This is a genomic window from Dyella sedimenti, from assembly GCF_022760995.1.
In the GTDB taxonomy this organism is placed as follows: domain Bacteria; phylum Pseudomonadota; class Gammaproteobacteria; order Xanthomonadales; family Rhodanobacteraceae; genus Dyella; species Dyella sedimenti.
In genome coordinates this window covers 937,994-961,975 of the sequence record NZ_JAKWJO010000001.1, presented here as the reverse complement: position 1 = coordinate 961,975, position 23,982 = coordinate 937,994, and the positions used below count along the sequence as shown (strand labels likewise).

The 23,982-nt window shown below is 67.5% G+C and carries 19 protein-coding genes; 4 read left to right on the top strand and 15 right to left on the bottom strand.

Going from position 1 to position 23,982, the window contains the following annotated elements; genetic code table 11:
- Positions 1-276: 276 nt before the first annotated feature.
- The 6 genes from prpC to MJ605_RS04360 form a co-directional block, all read right to left on the bottom strand.
- Positions 277-1,425, bottom strand: a complete 1,149-nt coding sequence (gene prpC, locus MJ605_RS04385; RefSeq protein WP_243039823.1) for a bifunctional 2-methylcitrate synthase/citrate synthase — start codon at positions 1,423-1,425, stop codon at positions 277-279.
- Positions 1,426-1,486: 61 nt separating this feature from the next.
- Positions 1,487-2,374: a methylisocitrate lyase gene (prpB, locus tag MJ605_RS04380; protein WP_243039822.1), complete on the bottom strand. Its 888-nt coding sequence runs from the start codon at positions 2,372-2,374 to the stop codon at positions 1,487-1,489.
- A 217-nt stretch (positions 2,375-2,591) separates the two neighbouring features.
- A complete protein-coding gene (prpE, locus tag MJ605_RS04375; protein WP_243039821.1) occupies positions 2,592-4,487 on the bottom strand; it encodes a propionate--CoA ligase in 1,896 nt (631 codons plus the stop codon).
- A 97-nt stretch (positions 4,488-4,584) separates the two neighbouring features.
- On the bottom strand, positions 4,585-4,926 hold the full coding sequence (locus MJ605_RS04370; RefSeq protein WP_243039820.1) for a hypothetical protein: 342 nt from the start codon (positions 4,924-4,926) through the stop codon (positions 4,585-4,587).
- 131 nt (positions 4,927-5,057) lie between these two features.
- Entirely contained in the window at positions 5,058-6,044 is a 987-nt protein-coding gene (locus MJ605_RS04365; RefSeq protein WP_243039819.1) for a malate dehydrogenase, read from the bottom strand.
- 72 nt (positions 6,045-6,116) lie between these two features.
- A complete protein-coding gene (locus tag MJ605_RS04360; RefSeq protein WP_243039818.1) occupies positions 6,117-7,316 on the bottom strand; it encodes an aminotransferase class I/II-fold pyridoxal phosphate-dependent enzyme in 1,200 nt (399 codons plus the stop codon).
- Positions 7,317-7,481: 165 nt separating this feature from the next.
- Here MJ605_RS04360 and MJ605_RS04355 point away from each other — a divergent pair, with 165 nt between their 5' ends.
- Positions 7,482-7,823, top strand: coding sequence for a GlsB/YeaQ/YmgE family stress response membrane protein (locus MJ605_RS04355; protein ID WP_243039817.1), 342 nt, complete (start codon positions 7,482-7,484; stop codon positions 7,821-7,823).
- A 54-nt stretch (positions 7,824-7,877) separates the two neighbouring features.
- On the opposite strand, the gene MJ605_RS04350 is transcribed toward MJ605_RS04355, so the two are convergent.
- The 3 genes from MJ605_RS04350 to MJ605_RS04340 form a co-directional block, all read right to left on the bottom strand.
- Positions 7,878-8,303 (bottom strand): YidB family protein, encoded by a 426-nt coding sequence (locus tag MJ605_RS04350; RefSeq protein ID WP_243039816.1) that lies wholly within the window; start codon positions 8,301-8,303, stop codon positions 7,878-7,880.
- A 155-nt stretch (positions 8,304-8,458) separates the two neighbouring features.
- Entirely contained in the window at positions 8,459-8,968 is a 510-nt protein-coding gene (locus tag MJ605_RS04345) for a peptidylprolyl isomerase (protein WP_243039815.1), read from the bottom strand.
- A gap of 113 nt (positions 8,969-9,081) precedes the next feature.
- Positions 9,082-10,914 (bottom strand): 3-hydroxybutyrate oligomer hydrolase family protein, encoded by a 1,833-nt coding sequence (locus MJ605_RS04340; RefSeq protein WP_279237431.1) that lies wholly within the window; start codon positions 10,912-10,914, stop codon positions 9,082-9,084.
- A gap of 156 nt (positions 10,915-11,070) precedes the next feature.
- On the opposite strand from MJ605_RS04340, the gene MJ605_RS04335 reads away from it, so the two are divergent.
- Complete coding sequence (locus MJ605_RS04335; protein ID WP_243039813.1) at positions 11,071-11,727, top strand: response regulator transcription factor; 657 nt, start codon at positions 11,071-11,073, stop codon at positions 11,725-11,727.
- 220 nt (positions 11,728-11,947) lie between these two features.
- On the opposite strand, the gene MJ605_RS04330 is transcribed toward MJ605_RS04335, so the two are convergent.
- The 3 genes from MJ605_RS04330 to MJ605_RS04320 all read right to left on the bottom strand — a co-directional run bounded on the left by MJ605_RS04330 (position 11,948) and on the right by MJ605_RS04320 (position 18,624).
- Positions 11,948-15,253: a hybrid sensor histidine kinase/response regulator gene (locus MJ605_RS04330; RefSeq protein ID WP_243039812.1), complete on the bottom strand. Its 3,306-nt coding sequence runs from the start codon at positions 15,251-15,253 to the stop codon at positions 11,948-11,950.
- A 106-nt stretch (positions 15,254-15,359) separates the two neighbouring features.
- Positions 15,360-16,370 (bottom strand): extracellular catalytic domain type 2 short-chain-length polyhydroxyalkanoate depolymerase, encoded by a 1,011-nt coding sequence (locus tag MJ605_RS04325; protein WP_243039811.1) that lies wholly within the window; start codon positions 16,368-16,370, stop codon positions 15,360-15,362.
- 22 nt (positions 16,371-16,392) lie between these two features.
- Positions 16,393-18,624 (bottom strand): TonB-dependent receptor, encoded by a 2,232-nt coding sequence (locus tag MJ605_RS04320; RefSeq protein ID WP_243039810.1) that lies wholly within the window; start codon positions 18,622-18,624, stop codon positions 16,393-16,395.
- Between the two features lie 169 nt (positions 18,625-18,793).
- Here MJ605_RS04320 and MJ605_RS04315 point away from each other — a divergent pair, with 169 nt between their 5' ends.
- Positions 18,794-20,191, top strand: a complete 1,398-nt coding sequence (locus MJ605_RS04315) for a GntP family permease (protein ID WP_243039809.1) — start codon at positions 18,794-18,796, stop codon at positions 20,189-20,191.
- Between the two features lie 114 nt (positions 20,192-20,305).
- On the opposite strand, the gene MJ605_RS04310 is transcribed toward MJ605_RS04315, so the two are convergent.
- The 3 genes from MJ605_RS04310 to MJ605_RS04300 all read right to left on the bottom strand — a co-directional run bounded on the left by MJ605_RS04310 (position 20,306) and on the right by MJ605_RS04300 (position 21,381).
- Entirely contained in the window at positions 20,306-20,824 is a 519-nt protein-coding gene (locus MJ605_RS04310) for a hypothetical protein (protein WP_243039808.1), read from the bottom strand.
- Positions 20,788-21,108 (bottom strand): hypothetical protein, encoded by a 321-nt coding sequence (locus MJ605_RS04305; RefSeq protein WP_243039807.1) that lies wholly within the window; start codon positions 21,106-21,108, stop codon positions 20,788-20,790. Before MJ605_RS04305 ends, MJ605_RS04310 begins: the two co-directional genes overlap by 37 nt.
- Before the next feature lie 87 nt (positions 21,109-21,195).
- On the bottom strand, positions 21,196-21,381 hold the full coding sequence (locus tag MJ605_RS04300) for a hypothetical protein (RefSeq protein WP_243039806.1): 186 nt from the start codon (positions 21,379-21,381) through the stop codon (positions 21,196-21,198).
- A 589-nt stretch (positions 21,382-21,970) separates the two neighbouring features.
- Between MJ605_RS04300 and typA the strand changes: the two genes are divergently transcribed.
- Positions 21,971-23,800, top strand: a complete 1,830-nt coding sequence (gene typA / locus MJ605_RS04295; protein ID WP_243039805.1) for a translational GTPase TypA — start codon at positions 21,971-21,973, stop codon at positions 23,798-23,800.
- Positions 23,801-23,982: the final 182 nt, after the last annotated feature.

Genomic DNA, 23,982 nt, shown 5'->3' with positions numbered 1-23,982 from the left:
ATCGCCCGCGGGCTCCGGCTGGCGCACGGCTGTTACACCTGCCGGAATGGCAGGCGCGGGGCTGCGTTCATAACCGCGCGGACATGAGTCGGGCGATCAGCGGCTTGCGGCACCTAGCGCACAACGCACCTCGCTGTGGAACAGGCGTAACAGGCCTGTTACACCGATGCGCACGAAACGATAGCAATGTCGTACAGGGTCCTGAACCGAAACGAAAGACGGCAAAGAAAAAGGGAGCTTTCGCTCCCTCTTCCTTGCGCCGCGCCGTCGATGCGATCAGCGCTTCTCGATCGGCACGTAGGCCTGGTCTTCCGGCCCCGTGTAGTTGGCGCTGGGGCGGATGATCTTGCCGTCCTGGCGCTGCTCGATCACGTGAGCGCTCCAGCCGGAGGTACGCGAGATCACGAACAGCGGGGTGAACATGGCGGTGGGCACGCCCATCATGTGGTAGGCGCTGGCCGAGTACCAGTCGAGGTTGGGGAACATCTTCTTCTGCTCCCACATCAGCTTCTCGATCTTCTCCGACACGTCGAACAGGGTCGGGTTGCCACCCTCGGTGCAGAGCTTGCGAGAGATCTCCTTGATGATCTCGTTGCGCGGGTCGGACACGGTGTAGACCGGGTGGCCGAAGCCGATGATGATCTCCTTGCGATCCACCCGGGCGCGGATGTCCGCGTCCGCCTCGGCCGCGCTGCGGTAGCGCGCGATGATCTCCATCGCCACCTCGTTGGCGCCGCCGTGCTTGGGACCGCGCAGCGCGCCGATGGCGCCGGTGATGGCCGAGTACATGTCCGAGCCGGTGCCGGCGATCACGCGGGCGGTGAAGGTGGAGGCATTGAACTCATGCTCGGCGTACAGCACCAGCGACTTGTCCAGCGACTGCGCGTGCAGGTCGCTCGGCCGCTTGCCGTGCAGCAGGTGCAGGAAGTGGGCCGCGATCGACTCGTCGTCGGTCTCCGTCTCGATGCGCTTGCCGTTGTGGCTGAAGTGGTACCAGTACAGCAGCATCGAGCCGAAACTGGCCATCAGGCGATCGGCGATGTCACGGGCGCCGGTGACGTTGTGGTCGTCCTTCTCCGGCAGCACGGTGCCCAGCATCGAGCAACCCGTGCGCAGCACGTCCATCGGATGGGTGGCGGCCGGCAGCAGCTCCAGCGCGCCCTTCACCGGGGCCGGCAGGCCGCGCAGGCGCTTGAGCCTGGCGCGGTAGGCGTTCAGTTCCGCCCAGTTCGGCAGCACGCCGTACACCAGCAGGTAGGCCACTTCCTCGAAGCAACCCTTGGCCGCCAGGTCGTGGATGTCGTAGCCGCGATAGTGCAGGTCGTTGCCGCTGCGGCCGACCGTGCACAGCGCGGTGTTGCCCGCGGCCACGCCCGAGAGGGCAACGGATTTCTTGGGCTTGGGGAGGGTGGTTTGCTCGGTCATTCGGTGCTTCTCCTGAAGACGTGCAGCGTCGAAAACGGATCAGGTGGAACGGGGGCCGCGGTCAGCCCTTCCTGGCGAAGAGCTCGTCCAGGCGGCGCTCGTAGTCGTGGTAGCCGATGCGGTCGTACAGCTCCTCGCGCGTCTGCATCGTGTCGATGACGTTGCGCTGGTGACCGTCGCGGCGAATGGCCTCGTAGACGTTCTCGGCGGCCTTGTTCATGGCGCGGAAGGCCGAGAGCGGATAGAGCACGATGCCCACCCCGGCGGTGGCCAGTTCCTGCACGCTGAACAGCGGCGTCTTGCCGAACTCGGTGATGTTGGCCAGCACCGGCACCTTCACCGCGTCGACGAAGCGGCGGTAGGTCGGCAGGTCGTAGGCCGCCTCGGCGAAGATGCCGTCGGCGCCGGCCTCCACGCAGGCGATGGCGCGCTCGATGGCGGCGTCCACGCCGTCCACGGCGATGGCGTCGGTGCGGGCGATCAGGAAGAAATCCGGATCGGTCTTGGCATCGGCCGCCGCCTTCACGCGATCGGCCATTTCGCTGACCGGGACGATCTCCTTGCCCGGACGGTGGCCACAGCGCTTGGCGCCCACCTGGTCCTCGATATGGCAGGCGGCCGCGCCGAACTTGATAAGGCTTTTCACCGTGCGCGCGATATTGAAGGCGCTGGGACCGAAGCCGGTGTCGATGTCCACCAGCAGCGGCAGGTCGCAGACGTCGGTGATGCGACGCACGTCGGTGAGCACGTCGTCCAGCGTATTGATGCCGAGGTCCGGCAGGCCCAGCGAGCCGGCCGCCACGCCGCCGCCCGAGAGATAGATGGCGCGATAGCCTGCGCGCTTGGCGAGCAGGGCATGGTTCGCGTTGATGGCGCCGATCACCTGCAAGGGGTGCTCGGCCGCGAGGGCAGCGCGGAATGCCGCGCCGGGGGATGCGATGTGGGCCATGGAACCTCCGCGTAAAACAGCAATTTTACCGCAGCGCGCGTTTACACCCTGTTGCGCGGCAGCATGAAAGGTTTCGCATGCTGTATGAGATGTTGCTTCAGGGGCGAGGGCTTTCTTCCCCGCGTCTTGTAGGAGCGCACCCTGTGCGCGACAAATCCGCGGAATGGGGCGTCGAAACGCCGCGGTCGCGCACTGCGCTCCTACAGGGAAGCGTAGGTCAGGTGCCCTGGTCCGGGCCGCGATCCAGCGCGCGGCGCACTTCGTCCAGGGCGTTGGGATCGTCCAGGGTGGACAGGTCGCCCGGATCGGTATGCTGCACCAGCGCCTGCAGCGAGCGGCGCAGCAGCTTGCCCGAGCGCGTCTTGGGCAAGGCGTTGACCACGTACACCCGCGCCGGCCTGGCCACGCCGCCAAGCTGTTCCACCACGCGCTGCTGCATCGCCTTCGCCACCGTCGCGGCCGGTTCGCCCACGCCCTGCTTGAGGGTAGCGAACACCACCGGCACCTGGCCCTTCAACTCGTCCTGTACGCCCACCACCGCCGCCTCGGCGCAGGCGGGATGGGTGGCGACCGACTCCTCGATCTCCCGCGTGCCCAGGCGGTGCCCGGCCACGTTGATCACATCGTCGGTGCGGCCGAGGATGGTGGTGTAGCCGTTCTCGTCGCGGATGGCCCAGTCCAGCGAGCTGTAGAGCAGCTCCTTGAAGTGGCTGAAATAGCTGTTGACGTAGCGCTCGTCGTCGCGCCACACGGTGGTCAGGCAGCCGGGCGGCAGCGGCGGCTCGAACACCAGCACGCCCTTGCGGTACGGTGGCAGTTCCTCGCCGGTGGTCTCGTCGATCACCTTCAGGCGATAGCCGGGACTGGGCAGCCCGGGCGAGCCGAACTTCACGGGCTTGAGGTCCAGGCCCGGCATCAGGGTGATCGCCGGCCAGCCCGTCTCGGTTTGCCAGTAGTTGTCGATCACCGGCACGCCCAATCCCTCGGTGATCCACTGCGCGGTGGGCTCGTCCAGCGGCTCGCCGGCGAGGAACAGCCATTTGAGCCTGGACAGGTCGTACTTCTTCAGCCAGCCAGGGTCCTGCTTCTTCAGCACGCGGATACCGGTGGGCGAGGAGAACATGGTGCGCACGCCATAGCGCTCGCACAGCCGCCACCAGACGCCGGGATCGGGATGGGTGGGCAGCCCCTCGTACAACAGCGAGGTGGCGCCGCCGACCAGCGGGCCGTACACGTTGTACGAATGCCCCACCGCCCAGCCCACGTCGGAGGTGGAGAACATCACCTGCCCCGGCGCGATGTCGAAGATGTCGGCGATGGACATGGCCATCGCCACCGCATAGCCGCCCACGTCGCGCTGGATGCCCTTGGGCCGGCCGGTGGTGCCGGAGGTGTAGAGCAGGTAGCTGGGCTCGTTCGATTCCAGCCAGGCCACCGGCACCTCGGCGCCCTCGTAGGAAGCGCGCAGGCTGGCGTAGTCAAGGTCGCGTCCCGCCACGCGGGTCATCTGCGGATCGAGCCCGCGATCCACGATCAGCACGTGCGGCGGCTTGTGGCTGGCCTCCTCCAGCGCCGCATCGACCAGCGGCTTGTAGGGAATGACCTTGCCGCCGCGCATGCCCGCGTCGGCCGCGACCAGCAGTTTGGGCTGCGCGTCCTCGATGCGCAGCGCCAGATTGTGCGCGGCGAAGCCGCCGAACACCACCGAGTGGATCGCGCCGATGCGCGCGCAGGCCAGCATGGCGAACACTGCCTCGGCGATGTTGGGCAGGTAGATCACCACGCGATCGCCCTGGCCCACGCCCAGCGAGGCGAGCACGGCGGCGAACGTATTCACCTCGCGATAGAGGTCGCGATAGGTCAGCTCGCGGGTGACCCCGGTTTCGGTGGAGACGGCCACCAGCGCCAACTGACCGCCGCGCGCCGCCAGGTGCCGGTCCACCGCGTTGTAGCAGAGGTTGGTGGTGCCGCCGACGAACCAGCGCCGGAACGGCGGGGCGGAAACATCCAGTATCTTCCGTGGCGGCGTATGCCAGTGGATGCGTTGGGCCTGCTCGCCCCAGAACGCTTCCGGCTGCTCGATCGAACGCTGGTAGAACGCCTCGTACCGCATCGCTCCCTTCCTCCGGCTGCCGCGGGTCAGGACCTAGCCTAGACCAGCGGCACGGAGTGGACCTTGCGACCTTGGTCGAGCCGCAGCCTTTGAGGCGTCAGAGGCAGGACACGGCGGCGTCGCGGTACGCCGGGTTGTAGTCCTTCTTGGGATTCTGGGTCTCGTACATCATCACCTGCGCGCCGGTGCCATCCGGCGTCACGCTGAGCATCTCGCGGGCGCCCTCCTTGTTGGAGCCGGTCAGCGTACCCTCTTCCTTCTTCTTGTCCGACAGGCTCACCTCGCCCATCTCGGCCCACTTCGCATGCACGCACTCCAGGTAGGTCGGGATGTCCTTGTTGGTGCGGCTGCTCATCTTGGGCAGGTTGTCGCGCATGCCGTGCATGCCGCCGCAGGCGGCGAGCAGGATGCAGAGGGAGGAGGCAAGAAATCGCTTCATGTCGGGGTTCCAGTCGGTGCTCGGGGCATTCTACCGATCCTCGGCGTGGCCGCCAGGGATGGCCATGCCCGAAAAGCGGAATGGGCGGCCAGGGCCGCCCATTCCAGTCGACGCCATCGCGGAGGCGTGGCTTACTTCTTGGCGAACAGGTGCTCGACGCCGGCGCGCTCCTCGCGCAGTTCCTTGTTGGTCGCGTCGATGCGCGCCTGCGAGAACGCGTTGATCTCCAGGCCCTGCACGATGGCGTACTGGCCGTCCTTGACGGTCACCGGGTAGCCGAAGATCACGCCCGGCTCGATGCCGTAGGAACCGTCGGACGGGATGCCCATCGAGACCCAGTCGCCCTCGGCCGTGCCCAGCGCCCAGGTGCGCATGTGGTCGATCGCGGCCGAGGCGGCCGAGGCGGCCGAGGATGCGCCACGGGCCTTGATGATGGCCGCGCCGCGCTGCTGCACGGTGGGGATGAAGTCGCTCTCGTACCAGGCCTGGTCCACCAGCGACAGCGCCGGCTTGCCGCCGACGGTGGCGTGGTGCAGGTCCGGATACTGGGTGGAGCTGTGGTTGCCCCAGATGGTGACCTTCTTGATGTCGGTGGTGTGCTTGCCGGTCTTCTCGGCCAGCTGCGACAGCGCGCGGTTGTGATCCAGGCGCACCATTGCGGTGAAGCGCTTCGGATCCAGGTCAGGGGCGTTCTGCTGGGCGATCAGGGCGTTGGTGTTGGCCGGGTTGCCGACCACCAGCACGCGCACGTCGCGCTTGGCGTGGTCGTTCAGCGCCTTGCCCTGCGGGCCGAAGATGGCGCCGTTGGCCTCCAGCAGGTCCTTGCGCTCCATGCCCGGGCCGCGCGGACGGGCGCCGACCAGCAGCGCGTAGTCCACGTCCTTGAAGGCGACGTTGACGTCGTCGGTGGCCACCACGCCGGCCAGCGTCGGGAACGCGCAGTCGTTGAGCTCCATCACCACGCCCTGCAGCGCGGGCAGCGCCGGGGTGATTTCCAGCAGGTGCAGGATCACCGGCTGGTCCGGGCCCAGCATGTCGCCCGCGGCGATGCGGAACAGCAGGGCGTAACCGATCTGGCCGGCAGCGCCGGTAACGGCAACACGAACGGGGGCTTTCATCGGGGAAACTCCTTCAACATAGGCGAGTACAAAAAACGAGGCCCATGCCATGCGGCACGGGCCCCAAGACCATCAGGTCAGTTCATCGAAGAACGCCTGGATGCGTTCCAGCCCGGGCCGCAATTGTGCGGACGGGCAGGTATAGGAAATGCGCATGGCGCGCGGCTCGCCGAAGGCCGAGCCGGGCACGCACGCCACGCCCTTGGCTTCCAGCAGCGCGGCGCACAGGTCGACGTCGCTGTCGATGCGCACGTCGCCGTGGCGCTTGCCGAACGCGACGGAAATATCGGGAAAGGCATAAAACGCGCCCTGCGGATAGGGGCACGCCACACCGGGAATCGCACGCAGCGCGGCGACCACGAGGTCGCGCTTGGCGGCGAATTCCTCGCACTTGGCGCGCGGGATGTCCTGTGGACCGGCGAACGCGGCCACCGCGGCAGCGGCGATCACTTCCGGCAGGCTGGTGATGTGGTTGGAATTGAGCGTGGTGACGGCCCTGGCCACATGCTCGGGACCGGCGATCAGGCCCACACGCCAGCCCGGCATGCCGTAGGTCTTGGACACCGAATCGACGAACACCAGCCGCTCCTTCAGCTCCGGCTTGATGTGCACGAAGTTGTGGTAGCCCAGCCCATCGAACACCATCGCGTTGTAGATGTCGTCGGTGACGATCCAGGTATCCGGATATCTCGCCAGCACCTCGGCCAGCGCGGCGATTTCCTCGCGCGCATAGACCATGCCGGTGGGGTTGGACGGGTTGTTGAACAGGAACACCTTGGGGCCACGTGCCAGCGCGGCTTCCAGTTGCGCGGGCGCCAGCTTGTAGTTCTGCTCCGGGCCGCAGTGCAGCACGTTGGCCCGTGCGCCCACGATGTCGGCGATGTCGCGGTAGGTGGTCCAGTACGGCGCGGCGAAGGCGATCTCGTCGCCCTCGTCCATCAGCGCCTCGGCCAGGTTGTACAGCACCTGCTTGGCGCCGATGCCGACCGAGAGGTTCGCGCGGCCGTAGCCGGCGAAGCCCAGCTTTCCGATATGCGCCAGGAAGGCGTCGAGCAGCGCATCGGCGCCGCGGTTGCTGCCGTACTGGCCGGAGTCATGTTCAAGCGCCTCGCGGGCCGCGGCATAGACGTGCTCACCCGGCAGGAAATTGGGTACGCCGATGGAGAAACTGATGATGTCGCGCCCGGCAGCCTTGAGCTGCCTGGCCTTCTCGGCGATGACCATGATCGCGCTGGGCTTGGCGCGACCAACGCGCTGGGCGAGTGGGGGCATGACTTCCTCGGTGGGGACGAAGACAGCAAACCGGGCGATTTTAGCATGCAGCGGCGCGGCATCCCCGTCGTCCGATGGTCGACCCCGCCTCGCCCGCCTTCACGCGCGACCGGAGGATGGCGGTGGCATGATGCGCAAGCCGCCGCAGTCCGGCCGGGAGAGAGGATGGCGGCGGAGATGGCCGGGCCCGAGACAGCTCGGCAGGACGGCCCGGAAAACCTTACGAACACTCACCAAGGACACGCGAATATGCACTGGCTATGGGTATTCATTGTCGGTCTGGTCGTAGGTGTGATTGCCAAGGCGCTGACCCCTGGCAAGGAGGCGATGGGCTTCATCATCACCGCCATCCTCGGCATCGTGGGCTCGTTCATCTCCACCTTCATCGGCGAAAAGCTGGGATGGTGGGGTGAGACCGGCTTCGTGCACTTCCTCGGATCGATCGGCGGGGCGGTGATCCTGCTGGTGATCTATCACGCATTGTTCCGCCGCGGCGCCACTTCGTGACGCCGTCGTCCCCGGCGGCGCCTTGCGCGCCGCCGGGGATCGGAGTGTGAACCTTCAGGCCGCGCTGCCGAACAGCTTGCCCGCCAGCGAGGCCAGCGAACCCAGGTCGAACCCGCCCTGTCCCTGCGCCGGCGCCTGGCCGTCAGGGGTGAGATGGTCGACCGCGTGCGGCAGCACCTGCGAGAGCTGGCCCAGCAACTGGCCCGGATCGACGCCCAGCTTGCCCGCCGCCTCCTGCACCAGCGGCCCCAGCCCGCCGTTCTGCAGGGCCTGTCCCAACTGGTCGCCGGACACTGGCTGGTTGGCGCCGGTGCCGACCCAGGACTGCGCGGCCTCGCCCAGCCCGTGCTGCTGGAGTATGGCCACCAGGCCTTGCACACCGCCCGCTTTCTCAATCAACTGGCCGGCAATCGATACCAGCGAGGAACCGCCGGCCTGGCCGCCCTGCACGGCGCCAAGCAGATCATTGAGGAATGACATGGCTACATCTCCTTGGGAATGGGATGACATACGTCGCGTGCCGCGTGTAGCCACCCGATCTTAGGCCGCCCATAGATACCGCTTCGTGAAATCAGGCCATGAAAAAAGCCGCCGTCCTCGCGAACGGCGGCTTCGAAACCCCACTGGCGAATGGCTCAGCCGCGCTGATCGAGCACCGCGTTCCATTCCTCCACGCGGTCGGCCTGGGCGGCCAGCAGCGCGTCCACGTCGCCGTCGACGGCGACCTTCTCGATGACGTCGCCCTGGCGGATGGCGTCGACCACGGCCTGGTCCTCCGCGCCCACCACTTCGCCGAACACGCTGTGCTTGCCGTCCAGCCACGGCGTGGCGCCATGGGTGATGAAGAACTGGCTGCCGTTGGTGCGCGGGCCGGCATTGGCCATCGACAGCACGCCCGGCTTGTCATGGCGCAACGAGGGATCGAACTCGTCCTCGAAACGGTAGCCCGGGCCGCCGCGGCCGCTGCCTTCGGGGCAGCCGCCCTGGATCATGAAGTCGGCGATCACGCGGTGGAACGACAGGCCATCGTAGTAGCCACGGCGGGCCAGGTTGACGAAGCTGGCCACGGTCACCGGGGTCTTGTCGTCGTGCAGGCGCAGGTGGATGGGGCCGCGGTTGGTGGTCAGGGTGACGTGGATGGTCATCGGAAATCCTTGGGTTTTTCAAAGACAGGCCGCAACGACGGGCGCACTGCGGGCCGGCAAGGATACTCCAGCCGGCGTCATCGGCCGATCTTGCCCCCGGAGAAGCCCGGCGATCAGGGGCCCACGGTCCACGCCGAAGGCAGCCCCAGCATGGCTTGGGTCAACGCGGCCGGACCGCGTGGCCGGGGCGTCGGCGCAGGCGCCACCGCCGGCCAGGGCGCGCCCTGGTACAGGTGCGCCCACAGCCGGTCCAGCGCGGCATAGCCGTACGGCAGCAGCGGCACGTGCCTGTCGCCGAAGCCCGGCAACGCCAGGAAGGCGTCGAAATGCTGCGCATAGGGCACCTTCCAGTACAGCGGATGCGCACCGTTGGCGCGCAGCCAGGCCACATAGGGCTCAGAGGTGAAGGCGGTGGCGAGCAGGCCGTCGGAGGCGCCATGCACTACCCACAGGGGCAGGCTCGCGCGCGGCGGCTTCACCGCGGTGGCGGCCACGCCGTCGCGCAGCGCCTGGGTGCTGGCGTCGGTGTCCTCCCACAGCGAGCGCAGGCACAGCGCGCCCGGCAGGGTCGGGTCGGCCGAATGATCGGTGCCGCCATACAAGCCTACGCCATTGCCGGGCGGGATGCCCGAGGCGTCGGCCCACCAGCCGGCGCGCAGCGGCGCCGTCGCCACGCCAGGCGCACCGCCGGCACCGGTGGCGTCGTAGTGGAAGCCGCAAGGCATGTCGTCCGCGCCGCGGCGCATATAGGCCGAGGCATAGGCCGCGCTGATCGCCCGCCACAGGTCGAAGGCGGTGGTGGAGGCGGCGGTGGCCATGGCCTCGTCGGTCCAGCCCGAGGCCCGCAGGTGCTCCAGCGCCTGCGCGGCCTGGGTGGCGATGGCCGAACCGCTCACCATGCCGTGCAGGTGCAGTTGCTGGCAGCGCTGTGCCCAGGCGGGCGGCAGCTCGCCCTTCGGCGTGCGCGCCAGCGGGACATCCTGGAAATGGTTGTCGGTCAGTGCGCAGGGCAGCCAGATCGAAGCCTCGGTGGCATAGTCGAACAGGGCGCGCCCCTGGTCCGGCGCGCGCACGTTGGGCTCCAGCGCGACCACGCCCGCCAGCAGGTGCGCGTCGTCCAGCCCGGCCGCCTGCAGCACCGCGCCGCCGCCGTTGGAAAGCCCGGTGGCGATGATGCGCGTGTTCTGCGCGGTGAACGGTGCCTGCCCGGGAAAGGCGCGGTCCAGCATGGCCAGGCCGAAGCGGGCCGCCTGCAGCACGTGGCGGCCCCAGTCGGCCTCGGGGTTGTCGCCGGAATGCGCGTGCTTCACCGCCAGGTGGTGGATGCCTGCCGGCGGCTCGAATTCCAGCGCCGCGCTGCCGCGTCTGGCGCGCGTGCCGTCCAGCGCCACGCCGGTATCGTCGGCGGGATCGAAATAGCCGGCGCCGGTGCCTTTGTCCGTATAGGCCACCGCGCAGCCACGCGGCAAGCCCCAGGCGCCGGCCAGCGCGATGGCACCATAGATGCCGCGCGATCCGGAGGATGCCGTCACCACCAGGCATCGCCGTGCCTGGTCGAAGTGGTCCGGTACCTGTAGCAGCACGCGATGCGGCGACTGCGCGCCGGGAATCCAGGCGAAGGCCTGGTATTCGCGGCCCGACACGTCCGGCACGGCGCCATAGACGCTGCCATAGCCGCCCAGCGGCCCGAGGTCGGCGATGCCTTTCCAACTGGCCTGGATCGCGCGCCGGCGCAGTTCGGCGGGCGTGGGCGACGATGGGTCGGCGAATGGCTCGGGGGCGGCGGCCAGGCCGGCGAGGCCCAGGCCGGCGCTGAGCAGGTCGTCGCCCGCGCGGTGCTCGGTGACGCGCACATCGCCGCGCACGAAATCGGGAATGGACATGCCGGGCTCCTTGGGAGCGCTTGCGGTGCCGCACGACGCGAGCAACGGCGCCAGCCACACCATCCAGCGGAAAGGTCGATTGGTCATGCCCGCCACCATAACCCTCGGGAAGGTTCCCGCCATCGTACGAAAGTCCAGCACGGCAGGCTGCCGTCGCCGGGTGGCGCCGTGACTTTCCGAACTCGACGCAGGCCGTCGCCCCGGCTAACGTCGGCGTCCATGACACGCCTGCTGATCGCCGACGACCATCCGCTGTTCCGTGCTGCATTGCGCCAGGCCGCCAACGAAAGCGTGGACGGCTGCGAGGTGATCGAGGCCGCCGACCTGGCCGGCGCGCTCGACGCCCTGGCGGCCGACCCCGAGATCGACCTGGTGCTGCTGGACCTGCACATGCCCGGCAGCCAGGGCCTGTCCGGGCTGGCGGCCCTGCGCGGGCAGTTCCCGACGGCGGCGGTGCTGGTAGTGTCGGCGCACGACGAGCCGCGCACGGTACGCCGCGCGCTCGACCACGGCGCCGCCGGCTTCATTCCCAAGAGCGCCAGCCCGGCGGAGATCGCCGAAGCGATCCGCAACGTGCTCGGCTGCGGCAGCTGGCTGCCGGCAGGCTTGGCCAGGGCCGTGGCCGCCCTGCCCGCCGATCCCGCCGACGTCGACCTCGCCGGCCGCCTGGCGCGACTGACCGAGCAGCAATACCGCGTGCTCGCCCTGCTGGGCGAAGGCCTGCTCAACAAGCAGATCGCCGACCGGCTCACCATCCAGGAGCGCACGGTGAAGGCGCACGTGACGGCGATCTTCGAGAAGCTCGGCGTGCGCAACCGCACGCAGGCCGGCGTGCTGCTGCGGTCATTGGACCTTGGCGATTCGATGCGCCCCTGACCAGTATCGGTCTCTGTGGGAGCGCGCCCTGTGCGCGACAAGCCTACGGTGCGGTAACGCCATGTCGCCACAGTCGCGCACAAGGTGCGCTCCCACAGAAAGCCAATGCGGCGCGCGATGGATTGCACCCGGCAAACCCGCAATGTCCCCTCCTATGGGAGCGCACCCTGTGCGCGGAGCGGTAGCGCCATGCCGCCGCGGTCGCGCACAGGGTGCGCTCCTACAGATGGCGCGCCACGGCCACGCGCTGCAACACCTGCCGTAGCGCCAGCGGCTTGAGCGGCTTGTAGAGCACGCCCAGGCCCTGGTCGAGCAGGCGCTGGCGCAGGTCGCCATCGCGGTCGGCGGTGAGGATCACGGTAGGCACGTCGCGTGCCGCCTCGCCCAGCGATTGCAGCACGTCGAGCCCGGTGCACCCCGCGTCCAGGTGATAGTCGAAGAGTTGCAGGTCCGGCCGCCACGGCGCGGCGCGCGCCTGCTCCAGCGTGCGCGCGGCATGCACCTGCCAGCCCCAGTTGGCCAGCAGCACGCTCAACGCGGAAAGCGCGGCAGGCTCGTTGTCGAGCACCAGGGCCCGGCCGGCGGGCAGCGGTTGCGGCTCGGCTACCGCCATCATGGCCGGCACGGCCGCGCGGGCGCGCGGCACCGCCAGCTCGAACACGCTGCCCTGCCCCAGCCACGAGCGCAGCCCGATCGGATGGCCCAGCAAGGCCGCCATGCGCTGCGCGATCGACAGGCCCAATCCCAGCCCCTGCCCGCCGGAAGCACTGCCGCGACGGAACTCCTCGAAGATGAAGCGCTGCTCGCCAGGCGCGATGCCCGGCCCATTGTCCCATACCTGCAATTGCAGGCGTTCGCCCTGGCGGCGCACGCCCAGCAGCACGCGGCCGCGTTCGGCGTAGCGCAGCGCGTTGGACAAGAAGTTCTGCAGCACGCGACGCAGCAGCTGCGGATCGGAACGCACCCACTGGCGATTGCCCACCACGTCGAAGCGGATGCCGCGATCGGCCGCCATCGCGCGGAATTCCGCCGCCAACGGGTCGAGCACGTCGGCCAGCGGGAAATCGCGCGGCTGTGGCTGCAGGCGGCCCGATTCCAGGCGCGCCATGTCGAGCAGGCCGGCCAGCAGTCCTTCCGTGGCGGCCAGCGCGCCGTGCAGGTGGCGTGCCGTCTCGCCATCGCTGCCGCGCTCGGCCAGCGTGTGCGCGAACAGCTGGGCCGCGTGCAGCGGCTGCATCAGGTCGTGGCTCACCGCGGCCAGGAAACGGCTCTTCGCCTCGTTCGCGCGCTGGGCCTCCTGGGTGGCGGCGGCCAGCGCGAAGGTGCGCTCCTCCACGCGCAGCTCCAGCGTCTCGTTGGCGCGCTTGAGCGCCTGCTCGGCCTGGCGGAAGGCGGTGACGTCGGTGAAGGTGGCCACGAAGCCACCGCCGGGCATCGGGTTGCCGCGGATCTCGACCATGGTGCCGTCGGGAAAGCGCCGCTCGGAAAGATGCCGCGTACCGGCGCGCATATGCGTGAGCCGCCGCTGCACGCGCGCCTCCGGCTCGCCCGGGCCGATCATGCCGCGCTCGATGTTGTAGCGCGTGAGGTCGGCCACCGGGCGTCCCACCCGCAGCAATTCGGGCGGGTAGCCGAACAGGCTGGCGTAGCGGCCGTTCCACGCCACCAGGCGCAGCTCGGCATCGACCACGCAGATGCCCTGGCTCATGTTCTCCAGTGCCGCCTCCAGCACGCGCTGGTTGAAGCGCAGGTCCTGCGCCGCCTCGCCGACGATGGCGGCGACGGTATCCAGCTCGTCGCGGCGCTGCCGCCGCACCACTTCCAGCAGCAATCGCGCGGACGAGGCGCCGATCACCGCCGCCAGCTCGTGCTCCACCGCGGCGATGCGCGCGCCGCCGGCCACGCCGCTGGCCGGGGCATCGTCGAACAGGTGCGTCACCCGTTCCGGCGGCAGGAAGCGCGAGGCCAGCGCGCGCAGTTCCATCACGCCGATATCGCCCACGCTGGCCGAACGCGGCGAGCGGCCCAGGCGTGAACCCGCCACCGCGAACATCACCGCCGTATTGGCGACCAGGCTCAACACCACAGCGCGGCCGAGACGGCTCCAGTCGTCCAGCCCCAGCAGGCCATCCGGCGACAGCCACGACCAACCGAAGGGCCCCTCGTGCCACCAGGCCGGTCCATGCCGCTGCATCGAGGGCAACAGCACGTACAGCCACACCAGCGTGCCCACCGCCAAGCCCGCCGCCACCGCGCGCGGGCCCAGCTGCGGCCGGTACACCGCCGCCAGCAGCGCCGGCCCCAGGCCGGCCAGCGCGGAGAACGAAATCGCGCCGATATCGGCCAGCGCGTCATTGCGCGCCAGCACGCGGCTGTAGCACCACGCCAGCAGGATGATCGCGAGGATCGCCACGCGCCGCTGGTTGAGCACCTCGCCGCGCAGGTCGCCCTGCTCGTCGCGGCCCCAGCCCGCGCGCACGCGCAGCGGCGCGATGAAGTGGTTGACGATCATCAGGCTCAACGCCAGCGTCGCCACCACCACCATGCTGGTCGCCGCGCTGAGCCCGCCGAGGAAGGCCAGCAATGCCAACCCGTGCTGCCCGCGCGCCAGCGGCAGCGCGAGCACGTACAGGTCCGACGGCACGCCGCCCGGCCCCAGCCAGGCGTCGCCCAGCCGCGCCAGCGGCAGGATGGGCAGCGCGATCACCATCATGTAGAGCGGGAACAGCCAGCGCGCGGTGCGCAAATGCGCGCCATCGCGGCACTCCACCACGCCCGCGTGGAACTGGTGCGGCAAGGTGAACATGGCCAGCGCGCCGAGCAGGATCAGCGCGGGAAAGCCGGTGCTGTCCTGTTGGCTCGCCGTGCCGGCCATCAGGCGATGGCTGGCCGGCGACAACACCAGCGTACCCAGCGCCAGCATCGCGCCCAGCTTGAAAAGCGACTCGAACGCCATCGCCAGCACCAGCCCGCGGTTGTGCGCCATCGCCGAGGCGCGGCGCGTGCCGAACAGCATGGCGAACAGCGCCATCAGCAATGCCACGTAGAGCGCGCTGTCCTGCCAGGGATCGGCCTCGGACAATTGCCCCCGGCTGAGCATGCCGTAGCTCATCGCCACCGCCTTCAGCTGCAAGGCGATGTAGGGCACGATGCCGATCACCACTACCGCGGTGACCAGCGCGGCCAGGCCGGTGTGACGCCCCAGCCGCACCGCGATCAGGTCAGCCAGTGAGCCCGCGTTGTAGTCGCGCGCCAGCTGTACCAGCCGTCGCAGCACGGTCACGCCGAACACATACATCAGGATCGCGCCGACGAAGGTCGGCGGCAGCCACCAGCCGGAACGGCTAGCCTGGGTGACGGTGCCGTAGAAGGTCCACGAGGTGCAGTGGATGGCCAGCGACAGCGCATACACGACGGCCCAGCGCCGCTCGAACAGCGCCGGCCGCCGCTCGCCGATCACCGCCACGCCGAACAGCAGGCCGAGCCAGACCAGCGCGGCGGTGGCGATAGTGGGGGCGGTCAGCATGGAGCGACACCAGCCCATCGATGACCGATCACGCCATGTCGCTCCACTCCATGCTCGTCATCCCGGCGCAGGCCGGGGTGACGGCCGCAAACGTGGTGCCTTGCAATCAGGGCAGCCCCAGCGCCTTGACGGCGCCTATCAACCAGCGCAGCTGCACGCCCTGGCGGCTGTCGTAGTCGTCCCCGGAATAGCCCCACCAGTCCCAGCATGCTTGCGGATTCAAGGGCGCGGTGCTCGCGCGGGTCTGAGGATACAGGACCGCCACGTCGTAGACGTCGGCCCAGCGGTTGAAGCCGGCGTCCTTCACGAAAGCCTCACCTACCGCGTCCGCGTTCTGCTTGCAGCCATGGAAGGCCACCAGCAGGCCGCAGCGCTTGCCGGCCAGGCAGTCCGGCGGCAGGTAGACATAGCCTTCCGGCGCGAGGAAGGCGTCCGCGCCATCGGGACGGTAGGCATCCTGGTTGAAACGCCGCAGCTCGCCCTTGGCCTCGCCGGCCGCATGCGCGGGCTTGCCGTAAAGCTGGCGGAAGATTTCCCCCGCCGCATCGAAGCCGCAATGGCCGAGGTAGGGCGACACGGACTTGTCGCAATCGTCGCCGGTCGCGGCGACCGGCAGGTTGTGCGCGAAGGTGCGCCCGCCGTCGTCGTGCACCTCGAACGCTTTCAACGCGGGATCGCCTTCGCGCAGCAGGGTGTAGAAGCGCGCGGCCGACTCGGCCACCACCGGCGCTACCACCGCGTCGTCCTTGCCGTGCAGCAGGTAGACGCGGCCATGGGCCAGATCCTTCAGCGGCCCGATCTCGCCGGCCTGCGAGCGCTGCCGTGCCTTGTCCGCCAGCGCGGCGGCATCGGGCACGGGCACGCCCTTCATGCAGGTGCTGAGCGCCAGGTCCAGCCGGCCGGCCGCGCAGCCGTAGGGACCGCCGGCAACCAGCGCCGCCGAGGGGAAGCGTTCCGGATAGGCCAGTTGCGCCTGGGTGGCCATGTACGCGCCCGAGGACAACCCCGCCACGGCAACGCGCGAGGCATCCAGCGCGAGCCGCGGCAATGGCGTATCCGCTGCCCATGCGGTGCTCGCCAGCAACACAGTACAGATCAGGCCGGACCAGCGTCGCATGGGCATCTCCTTGAACGGTGGGTCAGAAGGTATAGCGGGCCGTCAACGTCACCATTCGCGGCGGGCCGTAGAAGCCGGTGACGATGCCGAGCGCGGCGATGTTGTAGCCGGTGGTGCGGTAGGCTTTGTTGGCCAGGTTGCTGCCCTGCAGGCTCAGCGTCCACGGCTGGTCGATCTGCCAGACGATACCGGCATTCCACAAGCCGTAGGAAGGCTGGTAGATCAGCGGCGACAGCGTGGTCTCCGGATACACGCCGGTCTGGTAGGTGTAGTTGATGCGTCCGCTGATGCTGCCGCCGTTGTCCAGCGGGATGGTGTGCTCCAGGTTCAGCCCGCCCGACCATTTCGGCGCGTTGGTGAACCGCTGCGTGTCGGCGATGTTGACGCCGCCGCTTTCGAAGTCGGTGTACTTGGTGTGCAGGTAGGCCCAGTTGCCGCTGAAGGTCCAGTTCTCCGCCGGCTTCCAGGCGAACTCCTCTTCCCAGCCGTCGATATGGCCCTTGCCGGCGTTGGTGAAGTCGCCGAAGAAGCCCTGCGTGCCGTTCGGCAAGGTGTAGGAGGTGAACACCGACAACTGGATGTTCGAGTAGATGTTGTGGAACAGCGCGGTATTCATCATCAGCGTGTCGTCGAAGAACGACATCTTGCTGCCCAGCTCGTACGAGGTCACCTTCTCGTCGGCGATCGGCCGGCACGACTCGGGAATCGCCGAGCAGTTGGCGCGGATGTTGTAACCGCCGGAATGGAAGCCCTGGCTGAAGCTGGCATACAGCTTGATCTGGTCGGTGGCCGCATAGTCCAGCGACAGCTTGGGCGAGACGTTGTGCGAGGTGTGCGATCCGGAAAAGTCCGCCAGGGTGGAGATCGGCGTGGTGAAGGTCTCGTCGGCGAACCCATAGTTCTGGATCACCGCCGACTTCTTCTCGCTGGTGTAGCGCACGCCCAGGTCCAGACTCCACTGCGGGTCGATGTCCCAGGTGAAGTCGCCGTAGCCGGCATAGCTCTTGGTGCCGATGCTGCCGCCGGTGCTGCCGTACTGCGAGAACGCGGGGTAGTACGGCGGCGATCCCAGGAAGATATTGTCGATGGCGCCCTTGGCGGTACCGTCGAAGTAGTACAGGCCGAACACGCCGTGCACGGCGCCGCCGTTGTCGTAGTTGGCCTGGAATTCCTGGCTGAACTGGTGGTCCTTGTACACCGCGTAGACGTCGGCGATCTTCTCCGGCAGCGTATCGAAGTCGATGTTGCTTTCGGTGGAGGAACCGCGATAGGCCGAGATGGACTTGAGCGTCCAGTCCTGGTTGACGATCCAGTTCAAGGTCAGCGAGGTGCCCCACAGCGTGGTGTGGTTGAGCTGGGCCATGCCGCTGCGCGTGTCGTAGTTGTTGGACAGCGGCGCGTAGCCGGGATCGAACGAGTTGACCGTCAGCAGCTTGGCGCCGCGCGGGTTGGAATTGTCGCGCAGGCCATCCACCGACAGCTGGGCGTTGAAGTCGGAGCTGGGGAAGAAACCCAGCGAGGCGCGCGCCGCGTTGGTGTTCTTGTCGCCGTTGCGGCTGTCGTTGAGCTGGTCCTTGCCGTAGCCATCGTTGTGCTCGCTGGCGTAGGCGATGCGTCCGCGCCACACGCCATCGGACGAGGCGCCGCCGAGGGCGGCCTTGATGTCCTTCTCGCCGTGCGTGCCCACCGTGGCCTCCACCGAGCCCTGGGTCTTGGTGGGCAGCGGGTTGGAGACGTACTTGATCGCGCCACCGATGGTGTTCTTGCCGTACAGCGAACCCTGCGGGCCACGCAGCACCTCGATGCGGTTGACGTCGAACACGTCGAGCATGGTGCCCTGCGGGCGGGCCATGTAGACGTCGTCCAGGTAGATGCCCACCGCCGGATCGAAACCCCAGGTCGGGTCGGCCTGGCCGATACCGCGCAGGTAGGCGGTGAGCGTGGTGTTGGAACCGCGCGCGGCATAGATCTGCAGCGTCGGCACCTTGCCCTGCAGGTCGGCGAGGTTCTGCACGTTCTGGTTGAACAAGGTCTGCGCGGTGAACGCGCTCACCGCGATCGGCACGTCCTGCAGCGTTTCCTCGCGCTTGCGGGCAGTGACCTTCACGCCTTCCAGTTGGGTCACGTTGGCCGGATTGGGGGCCGGCGCGGCAGGGTTGCCGCTTTGTTGCGGTGCGTCGTCCGCATGCGCGAAGGCCGTGAAGGACAGGCCCATCACCAGGCCGATCGCCAGACTCAGATGCGTGCGTTTCATAGCTCCCCTCGCTTGGACGCATCCTGGGTACGCAGGATGCCGAATGCCGTGGAGCTTAGGCAGCGCCATGCGCGGCCACACTTGTACCTTCGTACAGTGCCGCCGACGCGCGATGCTTCCGATACTCGCCGCTCAACGATGCCCACGATGGGTGTCCCGGGAATCGACCATGGCTTTTCTGATCGTGCTGGCCGCGCTGTGCTTTCTGATGCTGGCGGCCTACCGTGGCTACAGCGTGATCCTGTTTGCGCCGCTCGCCGCGCTGGGCGCGGTGCTGTTGACCGAGCCGTCGCTGGTGGCGCCCATGTTCACCGGCCTGTTCATGGACAAGATGGTCGGCTTCCTCAAGCTGTATTTCCCGGTGTTCATGCTCGGCGCGCTGTTCGGCAAGCTGATCGAGCTGTCGGGCTTCTCGCAGTCCATCGTGGCGGCCACCATCGGGCTGGTCGGCCGCGGCCGCGCCATGCTCTCCATCGTGATCGTATGCGCCCTGCTCACCTACGGCGGCGTGTCGCTGTTCGTGGTGGTGTTCGCCGTGTACCCGTTCGCGGCCGAGCTGTTTCGCCAGTCGGCCATTCCCAAGCGGCTGATCCCCGGCACCATCGCGCTGGGCGCCTTCACCTTCACCATGGACTCGCTGCCCGGCACGCCGCAGATCCAGAACATCATCCCCACCGCGTTCTTCGGCACCAACGCCTGGGCCGCGCCATGGCTGGGCACGCTGGGCGCGGCGTTCATCCTGGTCACCGGGCTGCTCTACCTGGAATCACGCCGCCGCGCCGCAGTAGCCGCCGGCGAAGGCTATGGCGGCAGCCTGGCCAACGAACCGGCGCCATTCGAAGGCGGACGCCTGGCCCATCCCCTCATCGCGCTGCTGCCGCTGGTGCTGGTGGGCGTGTTCAACAAGCTGCTCGGCGATGCGATTCCCCGCTGGTATGGCTCCAGCCAGTCCTTCATGCCCGCCGTGATCGGCGACGCCAGGCCGGTGGTGCAGGAGGTGTCCAAGGTCGCCGCCATCTGGGCGGTGGAGGGTGCGCTGCTGCTGGGCATCGTATGCGTGCTGGCGTTCGCCTGGCGCCCGGTGGCGCGGCGCTTCGCCGAGGGCAGCAAGACCGCGGTGGCCGGCGCCCTGCTGGCTTCGATGAACACCGCCTCCGAATACGGCTTCGGCGCCGTGATCGCCGCCCTGCCCGGCTTCAAGGCGATCGCCAACGCCCTGCACGCCATTCCTCATCCGCTGGTCAACGAGGCGGTCACCGTCACCGCGCTGGCCGGCATCACCGGCTCAGCCTCCGGCGGCATGAGCATCGCTTTGGCCGCCATGGCCGACACCTTCATCCACAACGCCCAGGCCGCCGGCATCCCGATGGAAGTGCTGCACCGCGTAGCCGCCATGGCCTCCGGCGGCATGGACACCCTGCCCCACAACGGCGCGGTGATCACCCTGCTCGCCGTCACCGGCCTCACCCACCGCCAGTCCTACCGCGACATCTTCGCGGTCACCGTCATCAAGACCCTGGCGGTGTTCGTGGTGATCCTGGCCTACGGCCTCACCGGGCTGGTTTGAGACAACCCTTCCCCTGTGGGAGCGCACCCTGTGCGCGACCAGCCATGGCAGCGTGCCGCTGCGTAGGCTGGTCGCGCACAGGGTGCGCTCCCACAGATTCGCCGGCCCTTGGTCTCAGGCGTCCGCCAATACGCGGAAGTACGACCTGGACAGGCCGATCAGGAACGTGGCGAACATCGCGGACCACCACACCAACCCGTCGGAACGGCGATCCAGCGGCCCGAACAGGAACATGACGAACAGGAAATAGGTCGCCATCAGGACGCCCATGAACAGGACGGCGGACATTGCCGCCACCGCGCATCCGGCAATAGCAACCGCCACCTGGTACCTCCTGGCCAGGTTTACATGGACGCCAAAGACCGTGAAGAGCAGGTAGGCCAAGGTGACCAGGACTATCACCACCCGCAGGGGCACATTCTCGGTGTTGAAAAAGATCACGCCAGGGCCAGCGATGGGGAGCTCCGCAAGCAACAGTAGCCACTGCCGCTTGCCTTCATGGATGCCTGCCTGGAGATCCGGCGCGAACCGGTAGCCAAGCATCATCGACAACAGGACAAGCGCCGTGAGCATGGCTGGCACGGCGCCGCCATGGCTTATTCCCATCGCGTGCCCCTGACGATCATCTTCCACGCCAGGTCAGCCTCGAACCGCAACCTGGTCAGGTAGGACTCGCCGAAAATCCGGACCACCCAGGCAGGATATCGATTCAGAATGGCGGGCACGAATACCAGCGCGGTGGTGAATGGCAGTATGAGAAAACCAAGGACCATGTGGACTATGATATCAGTCGCGATCTCAATCGCCTGGACCTTTTTCACCACGAAAAGGACCACAATAGTGCAAGTAGCAACTCCGTTAACGAAGGCCAGCGCCAGCATTAAGCGCCTTGCCACTGGATGGATGGCAAGCTGCATGGGCAATACGGTTCTTTTTGTCATGATTGAACTGGTATTCGATTGAAAATGCGAAGCGGGAATTACCCCCGCTTCGCTTTTAATGGGTTACGCGGCCATTAGACGCGCCGCGGTATAGACAACGATGTAAGTTCCTGCTGCGGTGACTATTCCAACGGGCCCCAAAGAGGCGCCGATAAGCAGTGAAGTCCCAAGGCCAATACCAAAGGCCCCGGCCGTCACACCGTCACCACCCGAGACCTGGTCGGTTTCCTGCAGCGTCAGTTCTTGCATGTTCCATCTCCTTTGAAGCGAGCGCCCTTCGGGCCGCATGTCCGGCGGGGCGCATCGCCGGCAAGGCGCCGGCCCTTGGCATATCGCTTATGTCTCGCATGCCATGGCCAGAGACAGCACTAGGCCATAGCCTCCAGGGCCACGAAATCAGGAAAAACCAGGAACTCTTGTAAGGGCATGCCTTGGATGACATCGGACGTCTAAACGTCCTCATTGCAAATCCATCGCCAGTCCTGCCGCGACGTCTTCGCCGGACCGTCATCAGGATCCTGGCAGTACTCGCGGTGATACTGGCCGGCCCGGCTTCAGCCCCGGCCCCTGTGGGAGCGCACCCTGTGCGCGACCAGGCATGGCAGCGTGCCGCTCCGTAGGCTTGTCGCGCACAGGGTGCGCTCCCACAGAGGCATACGTGGGCGCTGCCGGGCAACATATCGTAATATTTTGCGATTCCAGTGGGCTTCTTGGGCAATCTGCCCGAAACACCTTGTTGAACAGCCATCCAGGCAAGTTGTCACATAAGTCCGTATAATCGACGGGTTATCCCTACAGAAACCTCACGCGGCGGCCTCGTGCCGCCCGAGCCGACCTCATGTCCATCGAAAATCTGCGCAATATCGCCATCGTCGCCCACGTCGACCACGGCAAGACCACGCTCGTCGACCAGTTGCTCAAGCAGTCCGGCACGCTTTCCGAGCGCACCGTGCTGGCCGAGCGCGTGATGGACAGCAACGACCAGGAAAAGGAGCGCGGCATCACCATCCTGGCCAAGAACACCGCCATCACCTGGCAGGGCAACCGTATCAACATCGTCGATACGCCAGGCCACGCCGACTTCGGCGGCGAGGTGGAGCGCGTGCTGTCGATGGTGGATACCGTGCTGATCCTGGTCGACGCGATGGACGGCCCGATGCCGCAGACGCGCTTCGTGACGCAGAAGGCGTTCGCGATGGGCTTCAAGCCGATCGTGGTGGTGAACAAGATCGACCGCCCGGGCGCCCGTCCCGACTGGGTCGTGGAACAGGTGTGGGACCTGTTCGACCGCCTCGGCGCCACGCCGGAGCAGATGGAATTCCCGATCGTCTACGCCTCGGCCCTGAACGGCTACGCCAGCCTCGATCCCGAGGCCCGCGAAGGCGACATGACCCCGCTGTACCAGGCCATCATGGAGCACGCGCCGAAGCCGGACGTGGATCCGGACGGCCCGTTCCAGATGCGCATCAGCCAGCTGGACTACAACAACTTCGTGGGCGTGATCGGCATCGGCCGCATCCAGCGCGGCACCCTGAAGAAGAACATGCCGGTCGCCGTGATCGACCGCCACGGCAAGAAGCGCCAGGGCAAGATCCTGCAGGTGCTGGGCTTCCTCGGCCTGGAGCGCATCGAGCAGGACAGCGCCGAGGCGGGCGACATCGTGGCCATCTCCGGCATTCAGGAACTGACCATCTCCGACACCGTCACCGCGCTGGATGCGCCGGAAGCGCTGCCGGCGCTGACCGTGGACGAGCCCACCATCAGCATGACCTTCCAGGTGAACAACTCGCCGTTCGCCGGCAACAAGGACCTTTCCGGCGGCAAGTTCCTGACCAGCCGCCAGTTGAAGGACCGCCTCGACCGCGAGCAGGTGCACAACGTGGCCCTGCGCGTGGAGCAGGGTTCGGACGCGGACAAGTTCCTGGTGTCTGGCCGCGGCGAGCTGCACTTGTCGGTGCTAATCGAGAACATGCGCCGTGAGGGCTATGAACTGGCCGTGTCGCGTCCGGAAGTGATCATCAAGGAAATTGACGGCCAGCTGATGGAGCCGATCGAGCAGCTGGTGGTCGACGTGGAGGAAATCCACCAGGGCCCGGTGATGGAACGTCTGGGCATGCGCAAGGGCCAGCTCAAGAACATGGAGCCGGACGGCAAGGGCCGCGTGCGCCTGGAGTACATGATCCCGGCGCGCGGCCTGATCGGCTTCCAGAACCAGTTCAAGACCCTTACCCAGGGTTCGGGCCTGCTGTTCCACGTGTTCGACCACTACGGCCCGAAGGAAGAAGGCCAGATCGCCAAGCGCCCCAACGGCGTGATGATCGCCAACGCGGCCGGCACCACGCCCGCCTATTCGCTGGGCCCGCTGCAGGAGCGCGGCAAGCTGTTCGCGGCCGAGGGCGACTCGGTCTACGAGGGCCAGCTCGTCGGCATCCACGCCAAGGACAACGACCTGACGGTCAACGCGATCAAGCCCAAGCCACTCACCAACATGCGCGCCTCAGGCAAGGACGATGCGATCCAGCTCACCCCGGCGATCAAGTTCTCGCTGGAGCAGGCGCTGGATTTCATCGACGACGACGAGCTGGTGGAAATCACCCCGAAGGAAATCCGCCTGCGCAAGAAGCATCTCACCGAGAACGACCGCAAGAAGGCCGCGCGCGGCGGCTGATTGCCCCGCCATCGGCAGCCGTTGCGAAAGGCCACCTTGCGGTGGCCTTTCGTTTTTTCGCGCAGCGCTGACAAAGCGTTGACACAAGCCCGCGGCATAGTCACCATGCGCGCGCCCTGTACCGGGGCGCCCCCAAGAAATGACCTGACCCATGGACAGCGACCCTGCCAGCCGTGTCCGCA